At 41.7% G+C, this 12,960-nt stretch carries 9 protein-coding genes; 5 read left to right on the forward strand and 4 right to left on the reverse strand.

Translation table 11 applies throughout. The annotated features are described in order from the left end of the window. Window positions 1–89: 89 nt before the first annotated feature. The 4 genes from glmS (at window position 90) to GUA46_RS03100 (ending at window position 6,945) form a co-directional block, all read left to right on the forward strand. Complete coding sequence (gene glmS, locus GUA46_RS03085) at window positions 90–1,937, forward strand: glutamine--fructose-6-phosphate transaminase (isomerizing) (protein WP_108245842.1); 1,848 nt, start codon at window positions 90–92, stop codon at window positions 1,935–1,937. A gap of 209 nt (window positions 1,938–2,146) precedes the next feature. Beyond that, a complete protein-coding gene (locus tag GUA46_RS03090) occupies window positions 2,147–4,906 on the forward strand; it encodes a TonB-dependent receptor (protein WP_176619248.1) in 2,760 nt (919 codons plus the stop codon). 162 nt (window positions 4,907–5,068) lie between these two features. Continuing rightward, a complete protein-coding gene (gene atpD, locus GUA46_RS03095; RefSeq protein ID WP_176619249.1) occupies window positions 5,069–6,577 on the forward strand; it encodes a F0F1 ATP synthase subunit beta in 1,509 nt (502 codons plus the stop codon). Between the two features lie 89 nt (window positions 6,578–6,666). Further along, window positions 6,667–6,945, forward strand: a complete 279-nt coding sequence (locus GUA46_RS03100) for a F0F1 ATP synthase subunit delta/epsilon (protein ID WP_108245845.1) — start codon at window positions 6,667–6,669, stop codon at window positions 6,943–6,945. 52 nt (window positions 6,946–6,997) lie between these two features. Here the strand turns inward: GUA46_RS03100 and GUA46_RS03105 are convergent, their stop codons facing one another. Both GUA46_RS03105 and GUA46_RS03110 read right to left on the reverse strand, forming a co-directional pair. Next, window positions 6,998–7,531 (reverse strand): GNAT family N-acetyltransferase, encoded by a 534-nt coding sequence (locus GUA46_RS03105; protein ID WP_176619250.1) that lies wholly within the window; start codon window positions 7,529–7,531, stop codon window positions 6,998–7,000. Further along, on the reverse strand, window positions 7,532–9,328 hold the full coding sequence (locus tag GUA46_RS03110) for a M61 family metallopeptidase (RefSeq protein WP_176619251.1): 1,797 nt from the start codon (window positions 9,326–9,328) through the stop codon (window positions 7,532–7,534). 113 nt (window positions 9,329–9,441) lie between these two features. Between GUA46_RS03110 and GUA46_RS03115 the strand changes: the two genes are divergently transcribed. Beyond that, complete coding sequence (locus tag GUA46_RS03115; protein ID WP_108245952.1) at window positions 9,442–9,828, forward strand: putative signal transducing protein; 387 nt, start codon at window positions 9,442–9,444, stop codon at window positions 9,826–9,828. A gap of 18 nt (window positions 9,829–9,846) precedes the next feature. Here GUA46_RS03115 and GUA46_RS03120 read toward each other — a convergent pair whose 3' ends face one another. Further along, complete coding sequence (locus GUA46_RS03120) at window positions 9,847–11,322, reverse strand: ArnT family glycosyltransferase (RefSeq protein ID WP_313790850.1); 1,476 nt, start codon at window positions 11,320–11,322, stop codon at window positions 9,847–9,849. Window positions 11,323–11,383: 61 nt separating this feature from the next. After that, window positions 11,384–12,880, reverse strand: coding sequence for an aminotransferase-like domain-containing protein (locus tag GUA46_RS03125; RefSeq protein ID WP_176619252.1), 1,497 nt, complete (start codon window positions 12,878–12,880; stop codon window positions 11,384–11,386). Window positions 12,881–12,960: the final 80 nt, after the last annotated feature.

Raw genomic sequence — 12,960 nt, forward strand, 5'->3', positions numbered from 1 at the left:
TTTTAAAACATCTTAATCTGACATTTTAAGCCAAACCTTTTAATTTTGATGACTAACCCCCAAATGGTTATTAACTTAAAAAAAATCTTATGTGTGGAATAGTTGGTTATATCGGACATAGAGACGCCTATCCGGTAATCATTAAAGGCTTGCAAAGACTCGAATATCGAGGGTACGATAGTGCCGGGGTGACCTTGTTCGATGGAAAAAACATTCATTTGGCCAAAACAAAAGGAAAGGTCGAGGATTTAAAAACCAAGGCCGAAGCCACTATCCCTACCAATGGTAAATTGGGGCTTGGCCATACAAGATGGGCAACCCATGGTGTGCCAAACGATGTAAACTCCCACCCGCATTACTCAAATTCAGGTGACTTGGTGATTATTCACAATGGAATCATCGAAAATTATGAATCCATAAAGCAGGCATTGATTAAAAGGGGATACACTTTTGAGTCCGATACGGATACCGAGGTGCTTGTAAATTTGATAGAGGAAGTTAAGAACAAAGAAGGGGTAAAACTTGGAAAAGCCGTACAAATTGCATTGAACCAAGTGGTCGGGGCATACGCCATTGCAGTGTTTGATAAAAATAAACCGGATGAAATCGTAGTTGCCAAATTGGGTAGCCCACTCGCAATCGGAATCGGGGAAAATGAATATTTTATTGCCTCTGATGCCTCTCCATTTATAGAGTTTACCAACAATGCCGTTTATCTCGAAGATGAGGAGATGGCCATTATAAGAATAGGCAAGGAAATCAAAATGCGTAAGATCAAGGACGATGCCATCGCCTATCCGAACATTTTGGAGCTCCAGCTTAATCTGGAAGAGATAGAAAAAGGTGGTTACGACCACTTTATGCTCAAGGAAATCTACGAGCAGCCCAAGGCTATACAGGATACATACCGTGGACGTCTATTGGCGGACAAGGGCATAGTTAAAATGGCAGGGATAGACCAAAACTTGGAAAAATTCCTAAATGCCAATAGGATTATAATAGTTGCTTGTGGTACCTCTTGGCATGCAGGTTTGGTTGCGGAGTATATTTTTGAGGACATGGCGCGGATACCGGTAGAGGTAGAATATGCTTCGGAATTCAGGTACCGTAACCCAGTAATAACCGAAAAGGATGTTTTGATAGCCATTTCCCAATCCGGTGAAACCGCAGATACTTTGGCAGCGATTAAATTGGCAAAGGAAAAAGGAGCGTTTGTTTTTGGAGTTTGTAATGTGGTGGGTTCATCTATAGCAAGGGAGACCCATGCAGGGGCCTACACGCATGCTGGACCGGAAATAGGTGTGGCTTCCACCAAGGCGTTTACTACCCAGATTACAGTATTGACTTTGATTGCTTTGAAATTGGCGCAAGAAAAGGGAACATTGTCCCAATCCAAATACCACGAATATTTGGCAGAATTGGAGGCAGTACCCACTAAGGTAGAAAAAGCACTGTTGTCCAATCCATTGGTTGAAGAAATTTCAGAAACATATAAGGATTCAGCGAACTGCTTGTATTTGGGTAGGGGCTACAATTTCCCTGTAGCACTGGAAGGAGCTTTAAAGTTGAAGGAAATTAGCTATATCCATGCCGAAGGGTATCCTGCGGCTGAAATGAAGCATGGTCCAATTGCCCTTATCGATGAGCAAATGCCGGTTGTGGTGATTGCTACAAAGAAAGGCCACTACGAAAAAGTGGTCAGTAACATTCAAGAAATCAAATCTAGAAAAGGTAAGATTATTGCTATTGTTACAGAAGGCGATCAAACTGTAAAAGAATTGGCAGACCACGTAATTGAAGTCCCGGAAACATCGGAAAGTCTGTCTCCGCTTCTGACCACCATACCATTGCAATTACTATCATACCATATAGCTGTAATGAGAGGGTGCAATGTGGACCAACCAAGAAACTTGGCAAAATCGGTGACTGTCGAGTAAGACTTACAAAACATATATATTGGATTGAAAAGGCGCTGGAAACAGTGCCTTTTTTGCTGAATACGTATATTTGAATAGGATTTTTTGCCAAAAAAGTATTATGCATGCATAATTTTTTTCAAATTTGTATCATCGGAATAAAAAAAAATGTATCTTCCCGATTGATACTTAACACGCACAAAAACTAAATTAACTCTAATCCATAGCAAATGAAAAAACTTATGTTTGTTTCCCTAATGCTGCTGGGTTTGGCGTCCTATGGTCAAACCACCGTACAGGGAAAGGTAGTTGATGAAAATAATGAGCCCATACCGGGAGCTAATGTATTGCTGGTAGGGAAAGCGGAAGGAACCACTACGGACTTTGATGGAAATTTTACTTTTAATACGGACGAAGTCCCTCCGTTTAGACTTCAATTCTCAAGTATTGGCTTCTCGGATTTTATAACAAATGTTACATCAAACAACCAAACGCTCACTATTACTCTCTCGGAGGCCAACACCATGTTGGACGAGATTGTAATTTCTGCATCCCGGACGCCCGAGCGTATTTTTGAATCCCCTGTATCGGTGGAGCGTTTTGGACTAAAGGAAATCAAGAATACCACTGCAGAATCCTTTTATGGTGGGCTTCAAAATTTAAAGGGAGTGGATATAAACACGAACAGTTTAACGTTCCAGTCCATCAACACAAGGGGTTTTGCCACATTTGCCAACAACAGGTTCCTGCAATTGGTAGATGGGATGGACAACACCGCCCCCGGTCTTAACTTTGTCTTGGGTAACTTGGTGGGGATGTCCGAACTGGATGTGCAGAGCGTTGAGATATTACCTGGTGCATCTTCTGCATTGTACGGTGCGGGTGCATTTAACGGTATCTTGTTCATGACAAGCAAAAACCCATTCGATTTTCAAGGTATTAGCGCCTATGCCAAAGGTGGGGTAACTACTCAAGATGCTGCCGGGAGCAATTTCTATAAAGATTTTGGTGTAAGAGCGGCACACGCATTTAGCGATAAGGTTGCTGTTAAAGCCAACCTTTCCGTTTTGACAGGTGAAGATTGGCATGCCAATAGCCGAGTGGATTTGAACAATCCCGGAGCTGACCGCTCCAATCCCGCTTATGATGGATTGAACGTATATGGTGATGAGGTTTCTACAACGTTGGATTTTGATGCAGCTGCGGGATTCCCATCTGGAACAGTCGGTTCAGCCACTATTTCCAGAACAGGTTATGATGAAGCCGATTTGGCAAATTATAATGCAGAGAGTGTAAAAGCAGATTTCGCTGTCCACATCAGGCCCTTCGCCGATGATTTAGAAGTGATTCTGAACAGTAGAATAGGTAGAGGTACCACCATTTATCAAGGTGCCAACCGTTATGCCGTAGCAGGTTTTACCATGCAGCAGCACCGTTTGGAAATTAAAAACGACAATTTCTTTGTTAGGGGTTACATTGTTTCTGAAAACTCGGGTGATGCATACGATACTCGCTTTGCGGCCATCAACGTAAACAGGGCATGGAAATCGGATACCCAATGGTTTACGGATTATGCTGGCGCTTACATTCCCACTTATTTAGGAGGTATTCAAGGAGCAGGATTGTCCCCGGAAGAGGCTTCTGCACAAGCCCACATTGCAGGTAGACAGGCGGCCGACCAAGGCAGATTGATTCCGGGAACCCCAGCGTTTGAAAGTGCTTTCAACACTGTAATTAACAATGGAGATTTGACTACGGGAGCCAAATTTATTGATAAGACCAAGTTCCGTCACGTAAACGGTAATTATAACATCGCCCATTTGATTGATGATTGGGCCGATATTCAAATCGGTGGATCGTTCAGGGAATATGAATTGAATTCCCAAGGAACCATCTTTACGGATATTGATGGACCTATCAAATACAACGAATACGGTGCTTACCTTCAAGTTCAGAAAAAGTTTTTGGACGACCGTTTAAAGTTTACCGGTTCTGCCCGTTATGATAAAAACGAATTTTTTGATGGTTTCCTTTCACCAAGAGTTTCGTTCGCATATACCTTGGGAGAAGAAAGAAATCATAACTTAAGGGTTTCCGTGCAGCAAGGTTTCAGAAACCCGACCACTCAGGATTTGTTCATCGGCTTGAATGCAGGCCGTGCTATCTTGGTAGGGTCCGCACCGGCCAACTTGGATAGGGATGTACGTACTTTTGAAGTTAGTGAAAGTGGCCAAGCCCTTATTGGTCAATCCACGGTAGAGCTTGTGGGAAGGGATGCATATGAGAATGCATACTCAACAGCTTCCTTGCAGGCAGGAGCGCCTGAGGCCGTGAACACACCATTGGTGCAGCCAGAAGAAATTACCGCTTTTGAGGCCGGATATAGAGGTCAAGTGGGTAAATTTACTATCGATTTAAGTGGATATTACAACAGTTATTCCAACTTTTTAGCGAATACAACCACTGCAGTTCCATTCTACGGTGAAGCAGGAGACGGGGGTCTTTCCTTGTTGGCTTTACAGAATGGTGATTTTCAAGTCTATCAAACCTATACCAACTCAGAAGCAGACATTAACTCTTATGGCGCTACCGTCGGCGTAGACACCAAACTTGGAAACTTTGATTTGGGAGTAAACTATACCTTTGCTGAGCTGGATATCGACGAAGGAAGATACCCAGACCTTAGGACCAATTTTAACACCCCAAAGCACAAGGTGAAAGCATCTTTTGGTAATGCGGCATTGTTTAAAAACTTCGGTTTCAATGTAAACTACAGGTGGAGCGATAGCTATTTCTGGGAGGCCTCCTTCGCAGATGGAGATATTCCTGCCTATACCGTTTTGGATGCTCAGGTCAATTACTCCGTACCATCCATAAAGTCTATTTTCAAACTGGGAGGATCTAACCTGTTGGGCGATGAGTACTACACTGCCATCGGTACAGGGTTCATAGGTTCGATTTACTATTTATCTTGGACCATAAATCCTTAATTGACAGTAAAAAAGCAAAACTAAAGGCGTTGGAATTTCTAACGCCTTTTTTCTTTAAAAAAAAGCTGAAATCGGTTTCTGAATAAAAATGTAAAAGCATATCTTTGCAGCCGAAAAAATAGCGGTCATTTTCCGCGTATTCAATTATAAATAAACATACTAATGTCTAAAGTAACAGGTAAGGTTGCCCAAATTATAGGCCCGGTCATTGATGTTGAGTTTGATTCAGGGGTAGAGATCCCAAGAATTTACGACTCCCTTGAAATTGCAAAAGCTGATGGCTCAAGATTGGTTTTGGAAGTACAATCACATATTGGTGAGAATACCGTAAGAACCATTTCTATGGACTCTACCGATGGATTGAGTAGAGGAGTTGAGGTAGTAGCTACCGGTAATCCAATTCAAATGCCAATCGGTGAAGATGTTTACGGACGTCTTTTCAACGTGATCGGTGATGCCATCGATGGTTTGGAGGAATTGCCTAAAACTGGAGACAATGGACTTCCAATTCACAGGGAAGCGCCAAAATTCGAAGACCTTTCTACTTCCACTGAGGTACTTTTTACAGGTATCAAAGTAATCGACCTTATCGAGCCTTACGCAAAGGGTGGTAAGATTGGATTGTTCGGTGGTGCCGGGGTAGGTAAAACGGTATTGATTCAGGAGTTGATCAACAACATTGCAAAAGGCCACGGTGGTTTGTCCGTGTTCGCAGGTGTTGGAGAACGTACTCGTGAAGGAAACGATTTGCTTCGTGAGATGTTGGAGTCTGGTATTATAAAATATGGTGACGATTTCTTGCACTCCATGGAAGAAGGAGGATGGGATTTGTCCAAAGTGGATAAAAAAGCAATGAAGGAGTCCAAAGCTACCTTCGTGTTCGGTCAGATGAACGAACCACCAGGAGCACGTGCTCGTGTGGCATTGTCCGGTTTGACCATTGCTGAATATTTCCGTGATGGATCAGGAGAAGGTCAAGGAAAAGACGTTCTTTTCTTCGTAGATAACATTTTCCGTTTTACCCAAGCAGGTTCAGAGGTATCCGCACTTTTAGGTCGTATGCCATCTGCGGTAGGTTACCAGCCAACATTGGCAACAGAGATGGGTGCCATGCAGGAAAGGATTACATCAACAAAAAGAGGTTCCATTACATCTGTACAGGCGGTTTACGTTCCTGCGGATGACTTGACGGATCCAGCACCAGCGACAACATTTGCTCACTTGGATGCTACAACAGTACTTTCACGTAAAATCGCCGAGTTGGGTATTTATCCTGCTGTGGATCCTTTGGATTCAACTTCTAGGATTTTGACTCCGGACATTTTGGGCAAAGAGCACTACGATTGTGCGCAACGTGTAAAAGAGTTGTTGCAGCGTTACAAAGAGCTTCAGGATATTATCGCCATCTTAGGTATGGAAGAACTTTCTGAAGAGGATAAATTGGCCGTAGGTAGAGCTAGACGTGTACAACGTTTCTTGTCTCAGCCTTTCCACGTAGCTGAGCAGTTTACAGGTATTCCAGGGGTGTTGGTGGATATTAAAGAGACCATCAAAGGATTTAACATGATTATGAACGGTGAATTAGATCACCTACCAGAATCTGCCTTTAACCTTAAAGGAACCATCGAGGAAGCTATCGAGGCTGGAGAAAAAATGTTGGCGGAAGCATAAAAAAGATTTGAGATGCTAGTATTGAGTAGTTAGAAATCTCAACTACGCACATCTCACTACTCATATCTAATATCTCAATACTAATAAATATGTATTTAGAAATAGTATCACCCGAAGCCACTTTATTCTCAGGCGAGGTAACCTCGGTTACCGTACCTGGAGTGGATGGAGAATTTCAGATGCTGGAGAACCACGCAGCAATCGTGTCTCTTTTGCAAGCTGGAAAAGTAAAAGTGAAAGGTAATATCACCATTGATGAAGCCTTTGCGGATAAATTTTCCAAAGGAAGCAATGGCGAAACTATCTTGAACATTTCAAGCGGCACGGTCGAAATGAAAGACAATAAAGTGATTGTTTTGGCCGACTAGGGTAAATGAATAGATTCACAATAAAAAAGCCGCTCCAAAAGGAGCGGCTTTTTTATTTATAACATGATAACACATGCCATTCTTTTCCATTTGAATTGTATATGGTCAAGGTGTTAAAACCTATAGCCGTATGCGCCACCAAAGACCGTTTGTTTTTGCCATCCACTTCGGTGATTATGGTATCAAAACCCTTGGGCAGTTTCTCCTTCATGGTTTGATACAGCTTTCGAAAAATACCTTGTCCTCGATGGGTTTTCGCTATACAAATCTGCCCCATGGCCATATAGTTGACCTTTCTCTCAAGTACTTTATCGATTTCTTGAAACATGGGGCGAAGTACTTCAATATCGTTACCGAATCTTGGGTGCATGCACAAGGCGTAACCTACCACCTTATTATCATCCACGGCAATAATGTGTCCGCACACCTCATTCATGGCTTGCAGTACATCCAAGGTGTGTTCCACGGTCACGAAACCCTCTTTTGTGCTTTCGTCTTCGCTTATGTTTTTAGGTAAATTTCGCTGCTGAAGTTCTAGAATCTGTTCCAGTTCCTTCAAAGAGTCCGCTTGTTTGTAAATGACCATTTATTCCACCTTAAGCCATTCTTTTCGTTGCTTTAGCATCTTTTTGGATGGTTTTGCTTCCTTATCCTCCATCAAACTAAACGTGTAATCTGGGCTAGGTGTCAGGACCATTTCCGTTGTTTTCTCAATTCCGTATCTAGAAAATTTAACCTCTACAGGTTCGCCTAAATTTAATTGAGCCAGATAATCTTCAAAAGATTGACCTGTCGTAACAGGTTTGTCGTTAATGCTCAGAATAATATCACCATTGTCAAGACCAGCTTCGTATGCCGGACTTCCAATGGAAGTGTTTCTACGTACCGCATACCCCGAATCGTCAGCTCCCATGGAGACGTAGGCCCCAAAATATGGTGATGCTTCCAGTTGTTCCAAGATAACCCCTACCGAATCCATTAGCGCTTTGTAATCGGGCATATTACTTTTGTAGATGTAACTATTGAAGAAATTGTCTCCAAAAGATTTGCCAGCGTATTCGTTTAAGGCATCATGAAGGTTTTGGATGGTATATGGAATTTCCGTTTTACCATATTTTTCCCAAACGAGCTTCATATAATCGTCAAGGTTTAAAGCTTTCTCTCTTAGCGACAAATCCAACGCAAGACCCAATACACTTCCGTAGGAATAGTAAGAGATGAACATGTTTTCCCGGTTTACTGGGTCAACAGAAGTAGCGGCATCCACAAAAGGCGCTTGAAAACTCATTTCAATCGGATTAAAAAATTGGCGGGCTGGAGAGTTCCAAACGTAATTGAAGGTTCCTGCCAACCCTTCTACGTATTCTTTAGGAGATTCAAGTCCGGCCCTGCACAAAATCAATCCGGTGTAGTAACTGGTAAACCCTTCGGCAAACCAAAGAGCCCCGCTCATATTGGCTTCTTCAAAGTCAAAAGGTTCCAAAGTTTTAGGGCGGATACGCTCCACGTTCCACGCATGAAAAAATTCATGGGATACCGTCCCGATATTACGTTCCATACCTCCATCGGCCAAACTACGGGTACTGGTTAAAATGGTGGAATTACGGTGCTCCATACCATCACCGGAGGCATTGGGAATATAGCAGGCCAAGAAAGTGTAATTGCCATAATCAAACTCGGGAAGCTCTCCGTAAACCTCTTTTTCGGCGAGAACCACTTTTTTTACTTTTTCGAAATATGTATCAGCTTCTGCTTCCGTACCATTGTGGTGCAAAGCAAGGTTGATTGTTTTTCCATCCACTTTAAAAGAGCGAAGCATGTAATTACTGATTTCCGTTGGGCTGTCCATAAAATAATAAAGGTTCGGGGCCGAATAGGTATTCTCTGAAACCTTTGGAAGCTGTGTAGCTACTTTCCAATCCAAATCTTCGCGTACATTGAATGTCACTTCAAGTTTGCGTTCACTGAGTTCGGGCGAAAACATAAAAGTTGCGGGAATATTCAAATGGGCATGTGTTTCATCCACTTGAGAGTAGGTGCCGCCACCGCGATTGGCAAACAAAATATATTTGATGTTGATGGTTCCATCATGTCCGCTGACATGCCAAGCATAAGGGTTGGGCCTGGTAACCGTCAATGTGTTTCCTTTACTGTCCGTAGCTTCGAAACCATATACATTTTTGGCAAATTCGTGAAGCGCGTAACGTCCTGGGGACGTTCTGCTCATCCTAAACTCAACGGTGTCCGAAGTTAAGTCGGGAAAAGTAGCTTCAACAACTGCTTCGTGATGCACGGCATTGTCAAAAGAAATTTCATACGTATTGGTCTGGGCGGTCAAAAATAGCCCGGTGAACATTGCTAAAATGGAAAGGATAAATTTCATTTTTGGAATAGGTTTAAGAACGACTAAGATACTGTTTAATCACCGTAAGTGCTACATTTGTATTATGAGGAAATATGACGAATTTTGCAATTGCTGATGAATTATTTAACCACATGAAAAAGGAGTTTCACACTTTGGGTACATTTGAGTTTCCTGCGGATGCCGTGGTCATTAAAGGTAAGCTCGAAGCAGAAGGAATCCCAGTATTCTTAAAGGATGAGAATACGATAAACTCCTATTCAATGGTGAGCAATGCCATGGGAGGTGTTAGGCTTCAGGTCTATTCTTCGGATATGGAAAGGGCTAAGCAGATTTTTGATGAGGTCAGAAGTTACGCCACGGACGATTTTGGAAATCCCATCATATGTCCGAATTGCAAGGCAAGTCGTTCCGAAATCTACTATTCGAGAAAGAATTTGTTTTTTAAGCTATTTCCATTTTTTGAATCCACCAAGTACAGGTGCATGCAGTGCAATTTTATTACCAGACCCGCTAAATGATTTTAGTTATAACTGGGATTATTTTAACCGTTGGTAGATAAGGCCTCTGCCCACGGTGGCCTCTAATTGGTAATGATTTTCCAGATACTCATCAATATAGTTGTTGTAACCTAGTAATTTTTTGTCAAAGATTTTTTTGCCCTTTCTGGCCACCAAAGTTTTTGGCCGAATCACTTCCATAATATATTTGAGTTCTTCGACCCCAGATTTTCGCGGATTGTTCATATAGGGAAATAGCTCTTCGCGAGTAATGTTGCTAGGATGCGTAGCTGGTTTGGTGGGAGGGGTTTCATCCAAGATCCAATAACCGATGTGGTACTCGGTAAAAAAGATATGTTCGGTTTTAAGATTATGGTCTATAATGTATCTGGGTACATCAATGCCCTCACCATTGTAAAAAGAACCCTTTTTTATTTTGTTGGAGATGACATTGCCATATTCCAAATAGGATTCCATGGGAACCAATATGAGAAGGACAGCGATTACAGCACGGTATTTTTTTTGAATGGGCGGGAGTTTGGCAACTGCCATGCCCAAAGGAATCAATATAAATGGATAGAGTTGGATGAGGTAGTGGCCATTCACTTTGCCCGATTGTACGTAGGAGATTAAAATCCCTATGACGACAATGGTCAACAATTGTATGTTTTTTGATTTCCAATCGATAAGTTTTAAATAGAATCCTGAGCCCAACAGCAGTATAATGGTGCCCACGTAGGGCAATGTTCTCCAAGGTGAGTGGAACCTCCCTTCGGAATAGGCCAAGGGTGCCTCAAAAACGGACTTCCACCAAACTTGAGTGTCTCCTTGAAGGTAATACGGAATTGCTGTGCATGCAATGGTCACAAAAAAACCTGTGCCCATAAACACTAAGTTTTTAATGTTTTTCCATGCATGATTTCCATAAAATCCTTCCCACAAAAAGTAGAGTCCCAAACAGAAAACAGGATAGGCCATGTTCAACTTCGTCATCACGGACAAGCCCAACAACAGTCCAGAGGTAAAGAACCACTTCGCATCGTTTTGATAAACCAAAAGATATAGGGCCGCTACAAAAAAGAAGGTGCAAATATGTTCGGACATTACACCCTGTAAACTGCCAAATAGGCTCTGGAAAAATACACAGAAGATAGCGGTCCAGAATGCCACTTTTTTTGTAGTGATTTTTATTGCGACACCATACGTAAATAAACTGGTGAGGGCCACCATTACCGCTCCAAACAACCGAATGGCAAAAAAGCTTTTCCCAAAAATTTTGATGATGATGGCAAAATACAGAAACGTAATAGGAGGTTTTAAATCCCACAATTGAGTGTAAGGCAAATGTCCGTTCACCCAAGATTGTCCCATGAGGATGAAAGTGCTCTCATCGCGATCCACATAATCCCTAAAAAAGAACGGAAATCTTACAAAGACAGAAACAATGACCAAAATAAGCAAGACCGTTTTCCAGTCCAAATCTTGATACCTCAGAAAACGTAATTTTTTAAACACGGCGGCATTCAGCTTTTTGGTCGTTAGTTATCATATTTGCAATATAGATAAATTTGAATGGTTAAACAGCTACCAACTTTAGGTACGCTTGCTTTAGCTTTTCAATTACGATTTTTAGTTCATCTTGGTTTAAATGTCCATAACCGAAACGTATGGCGCAGATATTTTTATCTTGATAAAGAATGGTTTTTGGCATGAACAAATCCAATTTTTCAGCTTCTTCGGCTAGTTGTACCAAGGATATCGGATTTTTAAACCGTAACCACATGGCAAGTCCACCAGAGGGTATTTGCCAATCAATTACATTGTCAAAATGTTCCTTTAATAAAGTGCCTAAAGTATCTCTACGTTGTTTGTAGGTTACTATATTTTTTTTCTTGAGACGGTATATTTCGCCTTCGGATATCAGTTCAGAAAGAATTTGTTCCTGTATCAGGTCACCTTGGGTATCCAATAATTGCAAGTAATTATGGGATTCGGCGATTACCTGTTCTGGTGCCACGACAAACCCTGTATGAAAACTTGGAAATAATGATTGTCCCAGTTTGCCCAAGTAAATCATATTCCCATTGGCATCTGCGCTTGCCATGGGCAACATGGAAGACCCTTCAAACTGAAAATCATGGTCAAAATCATCCTCAATAATGGCTATACCATGGGTTTTGGCCAATTCCAATAATTGCAATCTTCTTTTGGTGCTTAACGTTGTGGTTGTTGGATAGTCTCTGTTGGAGCAAACATAGATACAACGAATGGGCTCATGTATAAAATGCTTTTTTATATACCCAATATCCAATCCCTCCTCATCTACAGGAACTGTTTTGATTTTTGCCCCAGCTTGTTGAAATATCATGTTGGCCACATAATTACTTAGTTGTCCAACCAGCACCAAATCGCCTGGATTTATCAATACCTGCGAAACAATATACAGGCTCATTTCCGTACTACGGGTATTCAATAAATTGGTTGGTTTTATATGGAAGCCCCTAGTGACATTTAAGTAGTTGCAAAGTTGCGTACTAAAAATCGAAGGAATCAAGGCACTGGTTTTATTCCATTTGTTGATTAATGACTTTCGTTTCATTGCAGCGCTATACCACCTAGAAAATTGGTGCACGGGATGTAATCTTAAATCGGGCTTACCATCATTTATGGAATATTTGGCGGTAATCTCCACTTTGGTCGATGCTAGATTAAAGGATTGTTGGAACGGGAATCCTGGAATTTTTGGATACTCGTAAACCTGATTGATATGCTGTGTGGTCGCTTTGATTTTTGATTTGGAATCTTCTGGAACTATCACAAAAGTTCCCTTGTTGGGTATGATGTCTACCCAACCTTGCGAGGCCAATTCATCATAGATAGCCACAGCTGTATTGCGATGAACGTTCAACAACTTGCTTAAGGCACGTGTTCCGGGCAACTTACTGCCTTTTTCCAGATAACCACGTTGAATGGCGTTCATGATTTGTTGTGCCACCTGCACATATGCAGGCTGAACAATGGACTTGTCTATAGATGTAAGTTGGACCAATAAATCAAAAGCCGGACTATTCATTGTTTTAAAACTGGACTAGTTTAATCGTCCGGAAAGTTAGGACTTTTGCGGCATATAATTAATTGACTTAAAAACTTACC

The sequence above is a fragment of the Flagellimonas chongwuensis genome (assembly GCF_013376415.1).
GTDB lineage: Bacteria > Bacteroidota > Bacteroidia > Flavobacteriales > Flavobacteriaceae > Flagellimonas > Flagellimonas chongwuensis.

Bases quoted from the DNA above. Each gene is read 5' to 3' on its own strand.
- GUA46_RS03110 (WP_176619251.1), bottom strand. From the start codon at position 9,328: ATGAAATTTATCCTTTCCATTTTAGCAATGTTCACCGGGCTATTTTTG.
- GUA46_RS03105 (WP_176619250.1), bottom strand. From the start codon at position 7,531: ATGGTCATTTACAAACAAGCGGACTCTTTGAAGGAACTGGAACAGATT.
- GUA46_RS03090 (WP_176619248.1), top strand. From the start codon at position 2,147: ATGAAAAAACTTATGTTTGTTTCCCTAATGCTGCTGGGTTTGGCGTCC.
- glmS (WP_108245842.1), top strand. From the start codon at position 90: ATGTGTGGAATAGTTGGTTATATCGGACATAGAGACGCCTATCCGGTA.
- GUA46_RS03100 (WP_108245845.1), top strand. From the start codon at position 6,667: ATGTATTTAGAAATAGTATCACCCGAAGCCACTTTATTCTCAGGCGAG.
- atpD (WP_176619249.1), top strand. From the start codon at position 5,069: ATGTCTAAAGTAACAGGTAAGGTTGCCCAAATTATAGGCCCGGTCATT.
- GUA46_RS03115 (WP_108245952.1), top strand. From the start codon at position 9,442: ATGAAAAAGGAGTTTCACACTTTGGGTACATTTGAGTTTCCTGCGGAT.
- GUA46_RS03125 (WP_176619252.1), bottom strand. From the start codon at position 12,880: ATGAATAGTCCGGCTTTTGATTTATTGGTCCAACTTACATCTATAGAC.